The organism is Marivivens marinus (assembly GCF_035969385.1).
Taxonomy (GTDB): domain Bacteria; phylum Pseudomonadota; class Alphaproteobacteria; order Rhodobacterales; family Rhodobacteraceae; genus SELP01.
Window position 1 is genome coordinate 104,028 of sequence record NZ_JAYKKJ010000004.1, and the last position, 18,094, is coordinate 122,121.

At 62.6% G+C, this 18,094-nt stretch carries 18 protein-coding genes, 1 other RNA gene and 1 pseudogene; 10 read left to right on the forward strand and 10 right to left on the reverse strand.

All coding sequences use genetic code 11. The annotated features are described in order from the left end of the window. Positions 1-210: 210 nt before the first annotated feature. The 4 genes from U3648_RS07470 (at position 211) to U3648_RS07485 (ending at position 4,151) form a co-directional block, all read left to right on the forward strand. Positions 211-963, forward strand: a complete 753-nt coding sequence (locus U3648_RS07470) for a cytochrome c biogenesis CcdA family protein (RefSeq protein ID WP_420858625.1) — start codon at positions 211-213, stop codon at positions 961-963. Positions 964-1,038: 75 nt separating this feature from the next. Then, positions 1,039-2,316, forward strand: a complete 1,278-nt coding sequence (locus tag U3648_RS07475) for a hypothetical protein (RefSeq protein ID WP_420858626.1) — start codon at positions 1,039-1,041, stop codon at positions 2,314-2,316. Positions 2,317-2,369: 53 nt separating this feature from the next. Next, positions 2,370-3,683: a cytochrome P450 gene (locus U3648_RS07480; protein ID WP_420858905.1), complete on the forward strand. Its 1,314-nt coding sequence runs from the start codon at positions 2,370-2,372 to the stop codon at positions 3,681-3,683. Between the two features lie 273 nt (positions 3,684-3,956). Further along, on the forward strand, positions 3,957-4,151 hold the full coding sequence (locus U3648_RS07485) for a hypothetical protein (RefSeq protein WP_420858627.1): 195 nt from the start codon (positions 3,957-3,959) through the stop codon (positions 4,149-4,151). Positions 4,152-4,168: 17 nt separating this feature from the next. Here the strand turns inward: U3648_RS07485 and U3648_RS07490 are convergent, their stop codons facing one another. From U3648_RS07490 to U3648_RS07525, 8 genes are all read right to left on the reverse strand, one after another. After that, entirely contained in the window at positions 4,169-4,402 is a 234-nt protein-coding gene (locus U3648_RS07490) for a ribbon-helix-helix domain-containing protein (protein ID WP_420858629.1), read from the reverse strand. Continuing rightward, positions 4,399-4,578: a DUF4169 family protein gene (locus tag U3648_RS07495; RefSeq protein ID WP_420858630.1), complete on the reverse strand. Its 180-nt coding sequence runs from the start codon at positions 4,576-4,578 to the stop codon at positions 4,399-4,401. Before U3648_RS07495 ends, U3648_RS07490 begins: the two co-directional genes overlap by 4 nt. Before the next feature lie 162 nt (positions 4,579-4,740). Next, positions 4,741-6,135 (reverse strand): class II fumarate hydratase, encoded by a 1,395-nt coding sequence (fumC, locus tag U3648_RS07500; protein WP_420858631.1) that lies wholly within the window; start codon positions 6,133-6,135, stop codon positions 4,741-4,743. Positions 6,136-6,214: 79 nt separating this feature from the next. Continuing rightward, positions 6,215-6,703 (reverse strand): SspB family protein, encoded by a 489-nt coding sequence (locus U3648_RS07505; RefSeq protein ID WP_420858632.1) that lies wholly within the window; start codon positions 6,701-6,703, stop codon positions 6,215-6,217. A gap of 85 nt (positions 6,704-6,788) precedes the next feature. Then, positions 6,789-7,439, reverse strand: a complete 651-nt coding sequence (locus U3648_RS07510; protein ID WP_420858633.1) for a DUF1194 domain-containing protein — start codon at positions 7,437-7,439, stop codon at positions 6,789-6,791. A gap of 21 nt (positions 7,440-7,460) precedes the next feature. After that, positions 7,461-8,096: a sulfotransferase family protein gene (locus U3648_RS07515; protein WP_420858634.1), complete on the reverse strand. Its 636-nt coding sequence runs from the start codon at positions 8,094-8,096 to the stop codon at positions 7,461-7,463. A 75-nt stretch (positions 8,097-8,171) separates the two neighbouring features. Continuing rightward, positions 8,172-8,523, reverse strand: a transfer-messenger RNA (tmRNA) gene (ssrA, locus tag U3648_RS07520). 202 nt (positions 8,524-8,725) lie between these two features. Beyond that, a complete protein-coding gene (locus U3648_RS07525; RefSeq protein WP_420858635.1) occupies positions 8,726-9,469 on the reverse strand; it encodes a FadR/GntR family transcriptional regulator in 744 nt (247 codons plus the stop codon). Between the two features lie 111 nt (positions 9,470-9,580). On the opposite strand from U3648_RS07525, the gene U3648_RS07530 reads away from it, so the two are divergent. The 4 genes from U3648_RS07530 to U3648_RS07545 all read left to right on the forward strand — a co-directional run bounded on the left by U3648_RS07530 (position 9,581) and on the right by U3648_RS07545 (position 13,225). After that, positions 9,581-10,360, forward strand: coding sequence for a DUF2182 domain-containing protein (locus U3648_RS07530; protein WP_420858636.1), 780 nt, complete (start codon positions 9,581-9,583; stop codon positions 10,358-10,360). Between the two features lie 15 nt (positions 10,361-10,375). Further along, on the forward strand, positions 10,376-11,059 hold the full coding sequence (locus tag U3648_RS07535) for a DUF1326 domain-containing protein (RefSeq protein WP_129680563.1): 684 nt from the start codon (positions 10,376-10,378) through the stop codon (positions 11,057-11,059). Positions 11,060-11,080: 21 nt separating this feature from the next. Then, on the forward strand, positions 11,081-12,169 hold the full coding sequence (locus U3648_RS07540) for a dimethylsulfoniopropionate demethylase (protein ID WP_420858637.1): 1,089 nt from the start codon (positions 11,081-11,083) through the stop codon (positions 12,167-12,169). A 66-nt stretch (positions 12,170-12,235) separates the two neighbouring features. After that, positions 12,236-13,225, forward strand: coding sequence for an oxidoreductase (locus U3648_RS07545; RefSeq protein WP_420858906.1), 990 nt, complete (start codon positions 12,236-12,238; stop codon positions 13,223-13,225). A gap of 71 nt (positions 13,226-13,296) precedes the next feature. Here the strand turns inward: U3648_RS07545 and U3648_RS07550 are convergent, their stop codons facing one another. After that, on the reverse strand, positions 13,297-14,835 hold the full coding sequence (locus tag U3648_RS07550) for a BCCT family transporter (RefSeq protein ID WP_420858638.1): 1,539 nt from the start codon (positions 14,833-14,835) through the stop codon (positions 13,297-13,299). Positions 14,836-14,878: 43 nt separating this feature from the next. Then, positions 14,879-15,124: pseudogene (locus U3648_RS07555) on the reverse strand (BCCT family transporter); the annotation flags it as partial. Positions 15,125-15,362: 238 nt separating this feature from the next. Here U3648_RS07555 and U3648_RS07560 point away from each other — a divergent pair. Continuing rightward, positions 15,363-16,799, forward strand: a complete 1,437-nt coding sequence (locus U3648_RS07560) for a cryptochrome/photolyase family protein (protein WP_420858639.1) — start codon at positions 15,363-15,365, stop codon at positions 16,797-16,799. Between the two features lie 73 nt (positions 16,800-16,872). Continuing rightward, complete coding sequence (locus U3648_RS07565; RefSeq protein WP_420858640.1) at positions 16,873-18,081, forward strand: class I SAM-dependent methyltransferase; 1,209 nt, start codon at positions 16,873-16,875, stop codon at positions 18,079-18,081. Positions 18,082-18,094: the final 13 nt, after the last annotated feature.

The window sequence follows — 18,094 nt, forward strand, 5'->3', positions numbered from 1 at the left end:
CCGGGGCGGCGTTTTCCTTTCAACCTGTCGCTAGAGCGGGTTCAGGTCCATAAAAACAAAAGAACATCGAATACGCGTTCAAGCGCAAGCGAGAGGCAGCCTTCTTTCGTCTCCAGTTGAACTGAACACGCTAACTTGTGACCGGATGCGACCACCTGCCTCGTGACCTCTGTCAAACCATCGCCTATGTGAGAGAAAACAGGAGCCGACATGTTGGACGCCGCGACTTTTCTGGATGCCTCACTTCTGCCCGCGTTGGTGATTGCGCTGGCGGCGGGGGTCTTGTCGTTCCTGTCGCCCTGCGTGTTGCCCATCGTGCCGCCCTATCTGGCCTATATGGGGGGCGTGTCGGTGCGGGACATGGACGACGGCGGTGGACGTGGGCGCGTGTTCCTTGCGGCGGTGTTCTTTGTCCTTGGGCTGTCGACGGTGTTCCTGCTTCTGGGGTTCGCCTTTTCCAGCATCGGGCGGATGTATCTGTCGGCGCAGGACTGGTTCTACTATGGCGCTGCGATCCTGATCATGGTCTTCGGCGCCCATTTCATCGGTGTGTTCCGTATCCCGTTTCTGATGCGCGAGGCGCGGGTGGACGCGGGCGACCGGGGTGGATCGGCACTCGGCGCCTATCTTCTTGGTCTGGCCTTCGCCTTTGGCTGGACCCCCTGCCTTGGTCCGATCCTTGGCGCGATCCTTGGGCTGGCGACATTGGAAGGCGACATTGCGCGAGGCACCGCCCTGTTGGCGGCATATGCGCTGGGTCTGGGCATCCCGTTCCTTCTGGTCGCGGCGTTCTTCCCGCGGCTGAAGGGGGCGATGGGCTGGATGAAGCGGCACATGGACCGGATCGAACGGGTCTCGGGTCTGCTACTTTGGACCGTTGGGCTGATGATGCTGACGGGCCAGTTTTCCACCTTCTCCTACTGGTTGCTGGAAACCTTCCCGGGGCTTGCCGCGCTCGGCTAGGCCCACCCGAATTGCCGTCTTAATCCTGCCGGGTTCTTGGGCTATCCTGCTGCCAAAGGCAGCCAGGGCAGACACATGGCAGAGCAGGCAAAACGGCAGGTGCGCAGACGCCGGGTGTTCTATATCCCCGGCTACGATCCCATTCATCCGCGCCGCTACCGCGAGCTGTACCGCAAGGAAAGCGCGGCACAGGCCGAGATTTCAGGCTATGACATCGGCATTTCCCCCAAACAGGGCGATGGCGCCTATGGCTGGGAGGTGGAGGCCCGGATCGACGAAGCGCCGGTCAATGCTTCGGTCGAGGTATTGGTCTGGTCCGACATCGTGCGCGGGTCCATGTCCAACACGATCCCGGCCACTTACCTGCAACTTGTCCGCACGGCCTGGACCTATATTGCCAGCGGCACGCTGCGGCGGCTGATGTGGATGCGCAAGGGGCCGGTTATCGCCGCGCTTTACCCGGTCGGGATGCTGATCCTGCAACTTCTGATCGGGGTGGTGCTGGGCGTCATCGCCGGGCGGATCGTTAGCGCAATTCCCGGGTTGCTCCCGCTCTGGGGCGATGGAGGGAGCCGCCTTGGACTGCGCCTCTTTCTGGAAACGGCGGGGTTCTGGGTGCCCTTCCTAGTCATCGTCCCGCTTGTCCTGCGCTGGTTCAAGGCCCGCGATGGTAAGCTGTTCGCCTATTACCTGATGCACGACTACGCCTATTCCGCCCGTTGGAAAGGGGAAAACCCGCCCGAGCTGGAGGCGCGAATGGCCGAGTTTGGCGACCAGATCGCAGATGCGCTGAACGATCCCACAGTGGACGAGGTTCTTGTGGTCGGACATTCGTCCGGCGCGCATCTTGGCGTGTCGATCCTGGCCGACCTGATCCGGGCTGGCAGGGTGCCCGCCACTGGCCCCGCGTTGGGGTTCCTCAGCCTTGGGCAGGTGGTGCCGATGGTGTCCTTCCTGCCTCGGGCGTGGCGACTTCGCGGCGACCTGATGTTCCTGTCGCAACGGCGCGAACTGGCCTGGATCGATGTGACCGCGCCGGGGGACGGCTGCGCCTTTGCGCTGTGCGATCCGGTGGCGGTGTCGGGGGTGGCCCCGCGCGGGCAGAAATGGCCGCTGGTCCTGTCTGCGGCCTTTACCCAGACCCTCAGCCCGGAACGGTGGAAAGAGTTGCGCTGGCGGTTCTTCCGTCTGCATTTCCAATATCTGTGCGCCTTTGACCGACCGGGCGATTATGACTATTTCCAGATCACCGCCGGGCCGGTCACATTGGCCGACCGATACGATGGACGCGCCCCGTCACAAAGCCGGATCGATGTGGCGGCATCGAAATATACCACGGTGGTCGCCCCGTGACCCTGCCGCCAAAGCCCCCGTCGCGGCCCGATCGGGTGTCGCTTTGGCGCTATATGCGGCTGTTTCGGCAGGACATCCTGTCGGCCCAGCCAGCCAAGCTTTATCGCGCTTGGATGGCAGAGTTTCGAACACCGTTCTTTCGCAGCTACATGGTGAATGATCCGGCGCTGCTGAAACGGGTGCTGAACGAACGGCCTGATGATTTCCCAAAGTCGGACCGGGTCGGTGCCGGGCTGCGCCCGCTGCTGGGCAATTCGGTCTTCCTGACCAATGGCGCGGTCTGGAAACGGCAGCGGCGGATCATCGACCCGGCCTTCGAAGGCGGGCGGCTGCGCGATACCTTCCCGGCCATGTGGGCGGCCGGAGAGGCGGCCAATGCGCGGCTTGCCGGCAAGGCGGGGGGTGCCCCTGTCGAGATTGAGGAAGAGACCAGCCACGCTGCCGCCGATGTGATTTTTCGGACCCTGTTTTCGATCCCGATTGACCATGACATCGCCGCGCGGGTGTTTCGTGAATTCCGCGCCTATCAACGCGAACAGCCAATCCTGAACCTTCGTGCCTTTATCGCAGGCCCCCGCTGGATGCCCAGGTTCTATAGCCGCGAAACCCGGCGCACGGCCAAGGTGATCCGGGGGCTGATCGGCGAACTGACCGAGGCCCGCCTGCGCGAGATCGAGGCCGGGACCGCCCCGGATGATCTGGCAACGAAGATCATGACCACCACGGATCCGCAAACCGGCGACCGGTTCGACTTGGCCGAGATGATCGACCAGGTGGCGATCTTCTTTCTGGCTGGGCATGAGACATCTGCCTCGGCCCTTGCATGGGCTTTGTACCTGCTGGCAACCCACCCGGAGTGGCAGGACCGGCTGGCGGAGGAGGCGCAGGGTCTGACGCCCGAGTTCTCTGCCGTGTCCCGCCTGCGGGTGGCACGGGATGTGTTCCGCGAGGCGCTGCGCCTCTATCCACCTGTGCCAATGATGGTGCGCGAAACCACTTGCCCGGAGGAGTTCCGGGGCAGGGCGGTCAAGACCGGATCGCAGGTTGTCTTGTCGCCCTGGCATCTGCATCGGCACGAACGGATGTGGGACGACCCAGATGGGTTCGACCCGGCGCGCTGGGGCACAGAGAACGGAAAGACCTGTATGCGTGACGCCTATATGCCGTTTTCCGCAGGCCCGAGGGTCTGTACTGGGGCGGGGTTTGCGATGGTTGAAGGGCCGCTATTGCTGGCAATGATCCTGCGGGAGTTCCGGGTTACCCCGGTCGAAGGGCGCGTCCCGGTCCCGGTCGCACATCTGACTGTCCGGGCGGCGGATGGCATCTGGCTGCGGCTGGACCGACGCGGGGCCGAATCTGGGCGGTGATTCGACCGCCGGTTTCCTGATTCACGACGATCCTTGAAGGCCTGGAAGAACTGTTTCCAACCATCCAACGGCAAAACGGGGAAAGATCGGCCAGACTTGTCATCTTTTGGCGTCATTCTTCGTGTGAAGTTCGGTAAATGCAAAGTAAATCAATGTATTAAGAAAGTCCTAACGCTGGTGCCGCGCAACGCGCCTGAAATTAGGCGGTTTCATGGCCGCATTTTGGGCTAAAGTTGAAGCGTGGGGGCCGTACCAGTAAGTGGGGACCGGCCAATGGCAGTTCAGTTTTTCGAGCTTATCAAGGCAAGCGCAGCGTCGCTGACCGACCGCTTCATGCTGTCTGAGAAATCGGATGACGCGGATCTGGGGCCGCGCCCGGTTGTGCGGGATCTCGAACGGGAAAACGCCAAGGGGCGTCAGGAATTGGATAGCCTACGTTCCGCGCTTTATCCGCAGGAAGCAGCCTGAGTGATCGTTCGGCGCGGTCAGGACCGCGCCGACCTGTACCTGTTCAGAACCCAGACCCGTATGGCAGAGGCGAGGCCGACATCGCCCCGGGTCGCGTCGATTTCTGCGGCAAGTTCGTTGATCGCCTTACCCTCTTCGTCGGCGGCCAGCCGGAAGGCAGCCCAGAATTCCGCTTCTAGAGACACCGACGTCCGATGCCCGCGCAGGGTCAGTGAATGCTTCACCGGGCGGCCTGCGGGCGGGGCGGTCATTCGTCTTCGAACTTCAACTGGTCCAGCCGCGCGCGCGCCTTTTCCTCAAGCGCGGCTTCAAGCAGTCTTTGGGCCTTTGTGCGCCCGTGCTTGACCGCATTCGCATCGGCCTGCGCCTTTTCTTCGGCCTTGGTGACCTGCTTGCGGAACCGGTTCAGATTGACGATCTCGGACATGGGGGACCACCTTGTTGCGGGAAGATCAGGGAACATCGAAACCGCGCCACATTCAAGAGGCATTCTTCGTGCTTTGAATGAGGTTTGGGTCAAAGCCTTATGAAATAAAACAAAAAAACCCGCGCCGGTTGGCGCGGGTCTATGATGCGATTTTGTCTGTTGTCAGCCTTTCGGGCCGATCATCTGTTCGGGGCGCACGACCCGGTCAAAGGTCTCTTCATCCACGAACCCCAGCTTGACAGCCTCTTCCCGAAGGGTGGTGCCGTTCTTATGCGCGGTCTTGGCGACGGTCGTTGCGTTGTCATAGCCGATGGTCGGTGCCAGCGCTGTCACCAGCATCAGCGATTCCTTCATCAGCTTCTCGATCCGCTCTTCATTGGCGCGGGTGCCCATCAGCATCCGTTCGGTGAAACTGTCCGCCGCGTCGCCCAAAAGCTGCATGGATTGCAGCAGGTTATAGGCCATCATCGGGTTATAGACGTTCAGCTCAAAGTGCCCCTGCGACCCGGCAAAGGAAATCGCCGCGTCATTGCCGAGGATATGGGCGCAGACCTGGGTCATCGCCTCAGCCTGGGTCGGGTTGACCTTGCCGGGCATGATCGACGATCCGGGTTCGTTTTCTGGCAGGATCAGCTCACCAAGACCCGACCGCGGACCGGAACCGAGGAAGCGCATGTCGTTGGCGATCTTGTAGGCGGCCATCGCCACGGTCTTGATCGCGCCGGACATGAAGACCATGGCGTCATGGGCGGCCAGCGCTTCGAACTTGTTGGGGGCGGTGACGAAGGGCAGGCCGGTGATCTCGGCCATGTTCGCCGCAACGGTGGTGTCCCAACCCTTGTCGGTGTTCAGCCCTGTGCCGACGGCGGTGCCGCCCTGCGCCAGTTCGTAGATGCCGGGCAGGGCCAGCTTGATCCGCTCGATCCCGTTGCGGACCTGCTTGGCATAGCCGGAAAATTCCTGCCCGAGCGTCAGGGGCGTCGCATCCTGCGTGTGGGTGCGCCCGATCTTGATGATGTCCTTGAATTCCTCGGCCTTGGCTTCCAGCCCGGCGGCGAATTTCTCAAGCCCCGGCAGCAGCACGTCGCGCGCGGTCATGGCCGCGGCGATATGCATCGCGGTGGGGAAGGTGTCGTTCGACGACTGGCCCATGTTTACATGGTCGTTGGGGTGCACCGGATCCTTGGACCCGATCACGCCGCCCAGCAGTTCGATCGCCCGGTTCGAGATCACCTCGTTGGCGTTCATGTTCGACTGGGTGCCGGAGCCGGTCTGCCAAACCACCAGCGGGAAATGATCGTCCAGCTTGCCGTCGATGACTTCGGTCGCGGCTTCAATCATCGCGTCGGCCAGTTTCGCGTCCAGCTTGCCGCTGGCCTTGTTGGCCATGGCGCAGGCTTTCTTGATCACGCCAAGGGCGCGGACGACCGCGACGGGCTGTTTTTCCCAGCCGATGGGAAAGTTCATCAGGCTGCGCTGGGTCTGGGCGCCCCAGTAGCGGTCTACGGGGACCTCGAGCGGGCCAAAGCTGTCGGATTCGGTACGGGTCTGGGACATGTCATGATCCTTTGGTATGCCGTTGCATGCCGTTTAGCGCCGCGCGGCCCACCGGGCAACGGGCGAAATGCCGCAAAGGTTATTTCCGGAACTTGTCGAGGCTGACAACCTCGGCCTCGCCGCGCTTGGGCGCAGCATCGGGTTCGACCATCTCATCCATCGGGGCTTCGTTGTCCTCGTCCTCGATGTCGTCCTCGTCGTCTTCGTCCGAGGCGTCCTGACTTTCAAAGCGCAGGCCAAATTCGACCGACGGATCGACGAAGGTCTTGATCGCGTCAAAGGGAACATAGAGCGGTTCCGGCTGATTGCCGAAATTGAGCGTGATGGCAAAGCCGTCGTCCGTCACCTCCAGCTTGTCGAACCAGTGCTGAATGACGATTGTCATGTCGCCCGGATAGCGGTCGGACAGCCAATCGGCCAGTTCCACATCGGGGTGGAGCGTGTCGAACGTGATAAAGAAGTGATGGTCGCCCGGCAGGCCTTCGCGCTGCACCCGTTCGAGAACGCCCTGGATCAGGCCACGCATCGCCTGATGCATGAGTGATCCGTAATCGATGGAGTGTCGCACGCGGTGGCCCCCTTTGGTCGCTTGGGTGCAGCATACGGGATTCGGAACCGGATGAAAGGGGGCGTCGGGGGTCAGGGGCGGGGGGCTAGCCGAAAATCCGGCTGACCTCTCGCAGGATCTTTGTGCGGATTGCGTCCGGGTAGTCGCGGTAGCCGCGCGCGGTGATCACGAACCCGTCGCGGGTGATGATGGCCCGCTGGAAGAACCCGGTGATCGCAAGACCCATCGACTCGATCGCGATCCCGTTGATGGTGATTCCGCGCCGTTCCGCCTCGGTCCGAAGGCGGCGCACATCGGCCCCCGCGTTGGCGGTACCGTCGCCCGACACGTCGATGATGTGGCGGCGGCAATCCCGAACCGAGTCGAATTGCGAGATGGAGAAGGTGATTGCCTCGGCCGGGGCGGTGTCGGACATGACAAAGGCCCGCGGCATGACCCGGGCGCGGTTGGAAAACAGCTCCACCTCGGTTGGGCTGGTCATCCGTTCCCACGGGATCGTCAGTTCCTGCCGGTCCACCCCGGACCACTGGACAACAGCCAGCGCCACCTGTCCCTGAACCAATGCGTCGATGATTTCCGGGTCGCGCAGCGCATCGGCCAGCCCGTCGGTCTGGAGCCGGTATTCGGCCACATCGATCGAGTTCGACACATCAATGGCCAGCAGAAGCGCGGTTTCGCATGCACGGACCGGCTCGAAAGGCAGGGTAAGGGCAAGCAGTGCGGCGCGCAGGAGCATTTTCGATCCTCACATCTTGGATCAGCCGGGGGACGGCCCGTCCCAGTGGTCGCGGTAGGAGGCCGCGTCATTGGCGTGGGGGAAGGGCGCATCGGGAACGGGCACGTCCAGAAAGGCGCAGAGCGGGCCCCAGCCTTCGGCCACCTGATAGACCAGCAGCCGGTCGGCTGGCACCGTGTCGATGACATTTTGGGTATGTTGCTGGAAGCGGGCGATCATGTGGTCCCGGTCCGGCCCGCGCCCCCCGAAATAGCCCTCGCCGACCAGCCGGTCAGACAGGTCCAGAACGGCCCTGTGGTGTGGGTTCGACAGGGTCTCGCGCTCCGCCATCAACTCAAGAACCGAGGCGAGAACGCTGTCGTACCACTTTTCAGGGTCGCGGATGGTCAGGATCACGCGGGCTTTGGGGTAGTGGGCGATCAGGTCCCGCCAATAGGCCGCGCCGGGGAAATCCACCTGCGACCGGAACCCGTCAAACAGGCGGTCCCAATCCCGATGCTTGCCGTCCGCAAACTCTTGCCAGACGGGCAGCAGGGCGGGCGTGTCACGGATCGCGTGCATATGGTGGCAGGGGCCAAAGCCCAGCATTTCCAGCGCGCTGCGCAGCGACTCCGTTCCGGTGCGGCCGTATCCGGCGCCGATGATGTCCAGTGCCATGCAATCCCCATCCTTTCCCCAGACTATGCAGGGGATGCGGTTTTGGATCAACGCTGGCCTTTAGTCTGTTGGGAAAGTGGAGGTTTCTGTTGCCAGGTACCTCCGAACCCCGCCTTAGGCTGCAAAGCCCAAGGACTTAGATTTCGATCTTTCGGACTGCTTAGGCAGCCAGAGCGATCGGAGCACGATTGTCGTTGGCAATTGTACTTTTCGCACCGATAACGGTGGTAGCTCACCGGGACAAAGCCACGTCTTTACACGTTCGTCGATCCTGTTTCGGCCCCATCTGCCCCCAACGAGGGATGTTTGGTGGAGCCGCCGGGTACCGCCCCCGGGTCCGATCCGCTTATTTCACGCACGTTTATGCCCATAGTCCCCCGAGGGAGACAGGTTAGATATAGGGGGCGCGGGGGTGTTTGAAAAGGGGGCGATTGAAGGCGCTCCAACTGTGCAAAAGCGTAAGCAATAGCATAGCGATGAATGCCAAATCAAAGATTTGGCAGCGCCCGAACCGCCCCCACGGGGCGGGCGCTTTGCTTCCGCCCCTCGGTTCAGGCGCGGCGACAGTCCACGCTGCCGCTGGTCGGATGTCCCGAACAAACTACAGTCTGCACGCTTAATAGCCGCGTCTAGCCGTTCTTCGCCGCCCGTGCCTCCATTGCCGCGACCCCGAGCGTGATCGTGTAGTCGCACAGCGCGGCGAGGTTTTCGTCCACCGCCTTGCCATCACCGGCTTCGATCCCGTCGGCAATCGCCGTGTGCAGGTCGACGATCCGGGCCCGGTTGCGTTGGGTGAAGGTGATCATGTTCATCAGGGGCTGCATCGCTTCGACCGCGCCGGCCAGTTGATAGGACAGCACCGGGTTCTGCGCCCCGTCCACCAGCGCCCGGTGAAAGGCGACATCCGAGGCGCAGAAGCTTTCGTCGGACAGGCCCGGCTGGGCCTGCCGGTGAATTTCCGCCCGCATGGTGGCCATCTGATCGGCGTCATGCCGTTCCGCCGACAGCCGGGCGACCGCCCGTTCCAGCGTATAACGCGCCTCGCAGGCGGTTTCGAAATCGACCTGGTTCATCGACAGAAGCAGGGTCGATGTGGTGATCTGCTGGCCATAGGCCTCTTCGAACGACAGCCGGTTGACAAAGGCGCCACCGGTCGCGCCGCGCTGGGTGCGGATCAGGTTTTGCGCGGCCAGCCGTTTCAGCGCCTCGCGCACGGTTGGGCGTGACACGCCGAATTCATCGGCCAGTTCGGATTCCGATGGCAGTCGCTGATCGACGATCAGCCGCCCCTCGACAATGGCATCGCGGATGGCCGCGGCAATGCGGATCGGCAGCTCGCCTTCTTCCTTGCCCAGTTTGTAGATCGGCGCCATCCGGTCCCCTTCAATTGTCAGACATTAATTGTTTGACATTTCTGCCATATGGGCAGAGCCTAGTTTCAAGGCGGCAGCCCGACAAGCTGATTCCGCACCTTGGGAGGGTTCATGTCCGATAGCAGCGCCACCCTGAAACGGCGTTTGCCCCGCATTGGCGGGGCCGGTTTCGTGTGGCTGGGTATCTACGCGGCGATCCTTTTGGGCTGGGCGGGCGTGGTGATCATGTCGCGCGGGTTGCCCGGTGCGGACCTTCCGGCGGAAATTTGGGAAAGCCTGTGCGCTGCGGCGGCAGAGGCCGATCCGGGCGCCCTGTTCCTGATGTGGGCGCTGATGGTGCTGGCGATGATGTTGCCCACCGCCGTGCCCGCCTTTCGGACCTATGACGACCTGCGGCAGGCCGGGGCCGGAACCACGGCCGGGTTCGTGGCGCTGGTCACGGGCTATGGTCTGGTCTGGCTGATCGGGGCCGGGGCAGGGGCCGTGGCGCAATGGGCGCTGTCCCGCGCGGGTCTTTTGTCGCCGCTGGGTCAAAGCCTGTCGCCCTGGCTGACCTCGGGCCTGTTGATCGTGGCGGGCGGCTATCAATTCACCCGCTTCAAGGATGCCTGCCTGTCCAAATGCCGGATGCCGATGACCTTTTTCATGGAACGCTGGGCCCCCGGTGCCCGCGCCGCCCTGCGCATGGGCGTTGACCTTGGGATTGTCTGTTTTGGCTGCTGCTGGGCGCTGATGCTCTTGGCCTTTGTCGGCGGCACGATGGCCCTGTGGTGGATGGGCCTTGCCACCCTTTTCATGACCTTCGAGAAGTTGCCCGGCCTTGGCCGCTTCCTGACCCGCCCTGCCGGGATCGTGCTGATTTGCGCGGCCCCGCTTCCCTTTGTTGTCTAACCGAAAGGATGCCCCATGGCCTCTGACAAGATCAAAGCCCCCGCAAAAATCTCGAACCGTCATCCGGCGGCGGGCCCGGTGGACCAAAGCCAGACGCCCTGGGCGATCAAGGGCGAATTGATCCTGAACTGCAACTGCACGGTCTTTTGTCCCTGCGTGATCAGCCTTGGGGAACATCCGCCGACCGAAGGCTATTGCATGGGCTGGGCCGGGATCCGGATCGACAGCGGCCATTATGGCGACGAAGATCTGTCGGGGCTGAACGTCGGCCTGCTGCTGGAAATTCCGGGCAAGATGGGGCGCGGCAACTGGAAGGCCGCGGCCTACATCGACGAACGGGCCAGCTATGACGCCTACGAGGGGCTCCTGCGCATCTTCTCGGGCAAGGCACGCGGCACCACAGGGCTGTTCAAGGTTCTGGTCAGCGAGTTCCTTGGCGCCGAACGCGCACCCGTTGTATTCGAGACCGAAGGCAAGACCCGCCGCCTGATGGTCGGCAAGAAAATCCAGGGGTCGATCACCCCGGTTCCGGGCAAGGGCGGCGAGGATATCGTCGTGCACAATACCGAATACTGGATGGGCCCCGACATCACCGTCGCCAAGGCCGATCTGGGCAAGGTTCGCGCCTTTGGCCGGGTCTGGGATTTTGACGGACGGTCGGCCGAGATCTGCCAGATCGACTGGCACGGCCCGCGCTAATTCTTTCAACACAGGTGTAAAATGGCATCCATCTTTCCGTCCCGCCGCGTTCGGTCCACCCCCTTTACGCCGGGGGTGACAGCCGCGGGCATGTCTGTCTGCACGGTTTACAACCGGATGATCCTGCCGTCGGTCTTTGCCGGGCAGGAAGAAGACTATCGCCACCTCAAGACCCATGTGCAGGTCTGGGACGTGGCCTGTGAACGTCAGGTCGAGGTGGCAGGGCCGGATGCCCGCCGCCTTCTGGACCTGATCAGCCCGCGCGATCTGGACAAGATGGCGATGGATCAATGCTACTACATGCCCGCGATTGACCGGGACGGTGGGATGCTGAACGATCCGGTGCTGGTCAAACTGGCAGAGGACCGGTTCTGGATTTCCGTCGCTGACAGCGACTATCTGCAATATGTGGTTGGGGTGCGCGACGCGCTGGGGCTGGATGCGCAGGTGTTCGAACCCGACGTCAGCCCGCTGGCGGTGCAGGGCCCGAAATCGGATGACCTGATGGCCCGCGTCTTTGGCGAAATCGCGCGTGACATCCGGTTCTTCCGCTACAAGCGTCTGCCGTTCATGGGGCGCGAACTGGTCGTGGCCCGGTCGGGCTATTCGAAACAGGGCGGGTTCGAGATTTACGTGGATGGGTCGGACATCGGTATGCCCCTGTGGGACGCGTTGTTCGCGGCGGGTGCAGACCTGAACGTGCGGGCCGGTTGCCCTTCGACCATGGAACGGGTCGAAGCGGGGTTGCTCAGCTATGGCAATGACATGACCCGCGACAACACGCCGTTTGAATGCGGGTTGGGCAAATTCGTCAACTCGCCGCGCGACTACATCGGCAAGGCGGGGCTTTTGGCCCGGTCGGAACCCACCCAGCAAATCCGCCCGATCGAGATCATGGGCGAGATTCCCCCGATCAACTTTGCCTGGCCGCTGCGCGCGGGTGGCAAAGAGGTTGGCCAGGTCACGACGGCAACCTGGTCCCCCGATTTCAAGACGAATGTCGCCATCGGGATGGTGGACCGCGCCTATTGGGAGGCGGGCACCGTGTTGGAGGTGGAAACCATCGCCGGGCCGCGCAAGGCGGTCGTGAAGGATAAATTCTGGATCTGACGGGCGCAGTCACGCGTCCGCGGGTCCAGACCAATGCAGGACAGCCTGCACAAGAAGGAGATTGATATGTTCAACGCGCTTGTGGTGCGGAAAGACGAAGAAAGCGGCAAGACCTCGGCCCAGGTCGAGGAGGTCTCGGTCGATCAGCTGCCCGAGGGCGAAGTTCTGGTCGCGGTCGACTATTCGACCGTGAACTACAAGGACGGGCTGTGCATCGGGCCGGGCGGCGGGCTTGTCCGCAATTACCCGCATGTGCCGGGGATCGACTTTGCCGGCACGGTCGAGGCATCGGATGACGCCCGCTACAAGCCCGGTGACAAGGTGGTTCTGACCGGCTGGCGTGTCGGTGAAAACCGCTGGGGTGGCTATGCGCAGAAGGCGCGGGTCAAGGCCGATATGCTGGTGCCGCTGCCCGGGGGGCTGACCACGCGGCAGGCAATGGCCGTGGGCACCGCCGGGCTGACGGCGATGCTGGCCGTCATGGCGCTGGAAGATCAGGGGATCAAGGATGGTCCGGTGCTGGTGACCGGTGCGGCTGGCGGGGTCGGGTCGGTCGCGACCGCGATCCTCGCCAAGCTGGGCCATCAGGTGGCCGCCGTCACCGGGCGGCCAGAGCAGGCCGACTATCTGACCGGTCTTGGCGCGAGCGAGATCATCGCCCGTGACGAGTTGACTGAGGTCACCCGTAAACCGCTGGAGGCTGAACGCTGGGGCGGCTGCGTCGATGCGGTTGCCGGGGCCATGCTGGGCCGGGTGCTGAAGCAGATGCAATATGGGTCGTCGGTGGCTGCCATCGGCCTTGCCGGTGGGGCGGCGATTGACGGCGCGCTGATCACCCCCTTCATCCTGCGGGGCGTGAACCTATTGGGGATCGACAGCGTGATGCAGCCCTATGACAACCGCGTCCGCGCATGGCAGCGGATCGCCAGCGATCTGCCGATGGACAAGCTTGAGTCGATGGTGCAACCCGCCACCTTGTCCGACCTTCCCGGTCTGGGCCGCGATATCCTGAAAGGACAGGTCAAGGGCCGGGTCGTGGTGGATGTGAACGCCTGATCCTATCCCATCCAGAAAAAGAAAACGGCGCCGGGTAACCGGCGCCGTTTCCGTTTCCGATGAGGGTGGGGCTATTCGCCCGCAACCCCGTGCTTGTCCCGCAGGTTGTCGCGATACAGTGCCTTGGCCAGTGCCACGCACATCAGCCCCATGACCATGGTAAAGGGCAGGGCGCCGATGATCATCGCCGATTGCAGCGCGTTCATTGGGTTTTCCTCGCCCGCGGCCAGAAGCAGCGCGCCGATCACGAGGGTCAGCAGGATGCCCCAGATGATCCGGTGCTTGATCCCGGTTTCCTGTTCGCCGCCGGACATGATCGTGTTCATCACAAGAATGCCCGAGTCGGCCGAGGTGACAAGGAAGGTCATTACCAGAACCACGCACATGACGGTGATCCCGCTGAGGAAGGCCCCGTCGCCCAACATGATCTGAAGCGTCGCGAACAGCTTGTTGGTGTTCGACGCACCCGTGATCGCGCCCTCTGCCACGCCCGACAGTTCAAGGTCGATCGCGGTCGCGCCAAGGATGGTCATCCAGGCAAAGCAGACCAGTGCCGGAGCGATGACACAGCCGATGATGAATTCGCGCACCGACCGGCCCTTGGAAATGCGGGCAAGGAACAGGCCGACAAAGGGCGAGAACGCAATCCACCAGGCCCAGTAGAAGGTGGTCCAGCCTGCCTGCCAACCGAACTGGCGCCCGGCATTGCCTGCCTCGTAGACGGCTGCAAGGGTTTCGGCAGGAAGGGCCGCGGCGTCGCCTTCAAGACCGGCGACGAAGCTGTCGTAGGTGCCCCAGGCGTTTTGGGCGCCCGACAGCGCCTCTGCGAAGGGCTGTGCCTCTGCCGGAAGGGCGGCGGCGAAGTCGGCGGCCGACTGCGGCCCCCAAGCGCCGAAGGACAGCTGAACGAAGTGTAGGATGTAATCCACCAGCGCGGTTCCGTAGGTCGTCATCGCGAACAGGAAGGACCCGAAGACCACGAAGGTCAGCAGCAGGATGATCGACATCACAAGGTTCAGGTTGGACAGGTATTTCACCCCGCGCCCGACACCGGAGACCGCCGAGATGATCGACAGGCCCATGATGACCACAAGGCCCGAGATCAGCCCGACCTTCGACGGGGTCGGCACGTCGCCGCCCATGTTCATGACCCATTCCATGCCAGTGACCGCATAGACCCCGTCGATGAACTGGCTGACGCCGAACCCGATGGTGACGGACACACCCAGAATGGTGGCGACAATGCCCAGAACGTCGACGATGTGACCGAAGAAGCCGTTGACGTATTTGCCGAACAGCGGCGTCAGCGCCGACCGGATCGTCAGCGGCATGTCACGGGTATAGGCGTAATAGGCCAGCGAGAGGCCGGTTACGACATAGATCACCCAAGCGTGGAACCCGTAATGCAGGAAGGTATAGCGATATCCTGATTGCAGCGCCTCTTCTGTGCCGCCCGCGACCGCGCCGGAGATGACAACGGGGTTCGAATTCCACAGGCCCAGCGGTTCGGCGGTGGCAAAGACCATCAGGCCCACGCCCAGACCGGCGCCGAACATCATCGAGAACCACGAGAAGTTGGAAAACTCTGGCTTTTCGCCCTCGCGGCCCATGACCTTTTTGCCCGAGGGCAGGTTTGCCCGAGGGCAGGATTGCCACGGCCAAAAGGAAGAAGGCGAACAAGCCAACAATTACGATGTAGAAGCTGTTGAACATCTCCAGAAGCCGCCAGTTGAGGCTTCCCAGCGTGCTGCCCGCGTTGGCGGGCCAGACAAGTGCCCAGATCACCAGCAGCGACATGGAAATCTTGGAGATAAGCGCGATGGGCAGGCTGTGCCCTTCGTAAAACCCCGAAGGCGCCTTCGGGATATGCAATTCGGTAAATGGTGGCTTGATCGCCATTTTGTTCCCTCCTTGGATGAATCACGCCGCCGTTGACCGGGGTCTTGAAGATTTCAGGCAAGGTGGGTCTTGTGGCCGCGGTGCGATGGTTCACGAACGCCCCTTGAAGGTTCCAATGCGACAGTTTGGCGCAATTGTCGGACATATAGCCCTATGGTTGCGCAAACGGGCTTGCCGGTTTTTTGCAATCCGATGGGGGCTGGCGGACGTAAGTAAGAAAAACGGGCAGGGTTTACGCGTGTCATCATCCCCAATCATTCTGTGGTTTCGTCGCGATCTGCGGCTGTCGGATCATCCGGCCTTACACGAGGCGGCGGAAACGGGCCGTCCGGTCATTCCCGTCTTTCTTGATGACGAGGTCACAACGACCCTTGGCGCCGCGCCCCGGTTCCGCCTTGGGCTGGCGGTCGAGGCCTTTGGCGATGCGCTGGGCCGGCATGGCAGCCACCTGATCCTGCGTCGGGGCCGGGCGCTGGAGGCGCTGCGGGCACTGATCGCTGAGACCGGCGCCCGGGCGGTCTGGTGGACCCGTGCCTATGACCCGGACAGCAAGGCCCGCGATACAGAGGTCAAGGCCGCCCTGAAGGCCGAAGGGATTGACGCGCGATCCTTCAGTGGCGCGGTCCTGTTCGAACCCTGGACCGTCGAAACGGGGCAGGGCGGATATTACAAGGTCTATTCGCCCTATTGGCGGGCGGTGAAGGACCGCGACCCCGGTCTGCCCCTACCACGCCCGGCCCGGATCATCGCGCCAGAGGTCTGGCCCGCCTCGGACAGTCTTTCTGATTGGCGGATGGACGCGCCGATGCGCCGGGGCGCCGGGATTGTCCGGCGCTGGCAATCGCCGGGCGAAGACGCGGCAGCGGACATGCTGGGCGAGTTTCTGGAGCGGCGGGTTGAAGGCTACAAGGCGCGGCGCGATTTCCTTGCCGAGGATGCAACATCCGGTCTGTCCGAGGGGCTGACCTATGGGGAAATATCGCCGCGCACCATCTGGCACGCAGGGCGCCGGGCGATGGAAGAGGGCGCCGCGGGGGCCGAACATTTCCTCAAGGAGCTCGTCTGGCGCGAATTCGCCTGGCATCTGGCGCACCATTGCCCGGGGCTGGCCACGGAAAACTGGCGCCCGGAATGGGCCGGCTTTCCGTGGGAAACGGATGAAGACCGGCCTGAGGTGGTGGCGTGGGAACAGGCGCGCACCGGGATCCCGGCCGTCGATGCAGGGCTTCGGGAAATGTATGTGACGGGCCGGATGCATAACCGTGCCCGGATGATCGTCGCCTCTTACCTGACCAAGCACCTGATGGCGGATTGGCGGATCGGGATGCGCTGGTTCGCCGATTGCCTGACCGATTGGGACTGGGCCGCCAATGCGATGGGATGGCAGTGGGTTGCGGGCTGCGGGCCGGATGCGGCCCCCTATTTCCGGGTGTTCAATCCGGTTGGCCAACAGGAAAAATTCGACCCCGATCAAACCTATATCCGACGCTGGATCGCCGAAGGGCAGGGGAAACCGCCAGACGCCGCAATGGCCTATCTCGATGCAGTCCCCCGATCCTGGGGGCTGCGCGCGGATGCCGCCTATCCGTCACCGATGGTAACGCCGGACGCCGGGCGCAGGCGGGCCCTGGCCGCCTATGAAGGCTGGAAGGACAGCGGCACATCAGGGCGGTAGTGACTTTTTTCGTGGTCGTATTAAACTTTCACCCAACCGCCGGGACACATCGGCGACAAGGACAGGAGTGGGGATGATCCTGACAACCACCAAAGGGCAGAGCGATCTGCCACGATACTTTGCAGCCGTTTTCGACAAGGTGAAAACCATGAAACGGGGTCGGCTGGATATGGTCTTGCCCGACGGGCGGGTGTTCCGGGCGGAGGGTGCCGCGCCGGGCTATGTCGCGGAATTGCGTATCCACAACCCCGATTGCTTTGCGCGCCTGATCCGGGAGGGCGATCTGGGGTTCTGCGAGGCCTATCTGGATGGCTGGTGGTCCACGCCAGACCTGATGACCTTCATGGACCTTGTTCATGACGAGGCCGAGGAAATTTATGACGGGTTCCCCGGTCAGTTTCTGGTGCGAGCCTATGAGAAGCTTCGGTTCTGGATGCAGTCCAACACCAAGTCGCAAGCGAAAAAGAACATCTCTTACCACTATGACCTTGGGAACGACTTCTACAGCCTGTGGCTGGACGAAAGCATGACCTATTCCAGCGCCAAGTTCGAAACGGGGCAGGAAAGTCTTGAGAAGGCGCAGGAGCAGAAATACGCCTCGATGCTGGACCAGATGGGCGCGCAGGAGGGCGACCACATCCTTGAAATCGGCTGTGGCTGGGGTGGTTTTGCCGAATATGCGGCGGCCAAGCGCGGCATGAAGGTCACCTGCCTGACGATTTCCAAGGAACAGTTCAAGTATGCCGTGGACCGCATTGAAAAGGCAGGGCTTTCTGACCGTGTAACGTTCAAGTTGCAGGACTATCGGGACGAGGTGGGCCAATACGATGGCATCGCCAGCATCGAGATGTTCGAGGCGGTTGGCGAGAAATACTGGCCGGTCTATTTCGAAAAGGTGCGCCAGTGCCTGAAGCCCGGAAAGAACGCCACGCTTCAAATCATCACCGTTCAGGACAAGCGGTGGGAGGTCTATCGGCGCGGTGTCGATTTCATCCAGAAATACATCTTCCCCGGCGGAATGCTGCCCTCGCCCAAGGTGCTTCGGGCCGAGGTGGAAAAGGCGGGGCTTTCGGTGGCCCGGTCGGTCGAATTCGGCGAAAGCTACAGCCAGACCCTGCGCCGCTGGCACGAGGTCTTCAACGACAAATGGGATCAGGTCGCGGCGCTGGGCTTTGACGACCGGTTTCGCCGGATGTGGAACTTCTACCTCACCTCTTGCGCGGGAACCTTCCATAGCGGAAACTGCGACGTGACGCAGATTACGGTCAGCCGCCCGGCCTAGGGCCAGAACAGAA

Excerpts from the sequence above, each read along its gene's own strand:
- U3648_RS07535 (WP_129680563.1), top strand. The coding sequence starts at position 10,376 with ATGGCCTCTGACAAGATCAAAGCCCCCGCAAAAATCTCGAACCGTCAT.
- U3648_RS07475 (WP_420858626.1), top strand. The coding sequence starts at position 1,039 with ATGGCAGAGCAGGCAAAACGGCAGGTGCGCAGACGCCGGGTGTTCTAT.
- U3648_RS07550 (WP_420858638.1), bottom strand. The coding sequence starts at position 14,835 with ATGGGCCGCGAGGGCGAAAAGCCAGAGTTTTCCAACTTCTCGTGGTTC.
- U3648_RS07545 (WP_420858906.1), top strand. The coding sequence starts at position 12,236 with ATGTTCAACGCGCTTGTGGTGCGGAAAGACGAAGAAAGCGGCAAGACC.
- fumC (WP_420858631.1), bottom strand. The coding sequence starts at position 6,135 with ATGTCCCAGACCCGTACCGAATCCGACAGCTTTGGCCCGCTCGAGGTC.
- U3648_RS07540 (WP_420858637.1), top strand. The coding sequence starts at position 11,081 with ATGGCATCCATCTTTCCGTCCCGCCGCGTTCGGTCCACCCCCTTTACG.
- U3648_RS07530 (WP_420858636.1), top strand. The coding sequence starts at position 9,581 with ATGTCCGATAGCAGCGCCACCCTGAAACGGCGTTTGCCCCGCATTGGC.
- U3648_RS07480 (WP_420858905.1), top strand. The coding sequence starts at position 2,370 with ATGCGGCTGTTTCGGCAGGACATCCTGTCGGCCCAGCCAGCCAAGCTT.
- U3648_RS07490 (WP_420858629.1), bottom strand. The coding sequence starts at position 4,402 with ATGACCGCCCCGCCCGCAGGCCGCCCGGTGAAGCATTCACTGACCCTG.
- U3648_RS07565 (WP_420858640.1), top strand. The coding sequence starts at position 16,873 with ATGATCCTGACAACCACCAAAGGGCAGAGCGATCTGCCACGATACTTT.
- U3648_RS07515 (WP_420858634.1), bottom strand. The coding sequence starts at position 8,096 with ATGGCACTGGACATCATCGGCGCCGGATACGGCCGCACCGGAACGGAG.
- U3648_RS07525 (WP_420858635.1), bottom strand. The coding sequence starts at position 9,469 with ATGGCGCCGATCTACAAACTGGGCAAGGAAGAAGGCGAGCTGCCGATC.
- U3648_RS07510 (WP_420858633.1), bottom strand. The coding sequence starts at position 7,439 with ATGCTCCTGCGCGCCGCACTGCTTGCCCTTACCCTGCCTTTCGAGCCG.
- U3648_RS07495 (WP_420858630.1), bottom strand. The coding sequence starts at position 4,578 with ATGTCCGAGATCGTCAATCTGAACCGGTTCCGCAAGCAGGTCACCAAG.
- U3648_RS07485 (WP_420858627.1), top strand. The coding sequence starts at position 3,957 with ATGGCAGTTCAGTTTTTCGAGCTTATCAAGGCAAGCGCAGCGTCGCTG.
- U3648_RS07470 (WP_420858625.1), top strand. The coding sequence starts at position 211 with ATGTTGGACGCCGCGACTTTTCTGGATGCCTCACTTCTGCCCGCGTTG.